Genomic DNA, 203 nt, shown 5'->3' on the forward strand with positions numbered 1-203 from the left:
GAAATATTGGTCATACATCTCAATTCTGCTGAATTAGGAGTGATCGCACACTGCGATGCTGACGCTGAAAACTTCATAGGAACGAGTTCTGATTTTCACTGCAATTTAAATCCAGCTGAATACAATAGAGAACAAGGTGTTGATATTGATGTTTTTTATTCATGCATTGTATTCCATGAACTACTCCACGTTCTCCACAATCT

General features: G+C 37.4%; 1 pseudogene. It reads left to right on the top strand.

The window, feature by feature from the left end:
- Nucleotides 1-203: pseudogene (locus CS369_RS22635) on the top strand (T3SS effector protein NleD); the annotation flags it as partial.

It is taken from the genome of Candidatus Symbiopectobacterium sp. 'North America' (assembly GCF_015762685.1).
In the GTDB taxonomy this organism is placed as follows: Bacteria; Pseudomonadota; Gammaproteobacteria; order Enterobacterales; family Enterobacteriaceae; genus Symbiopectobacterium.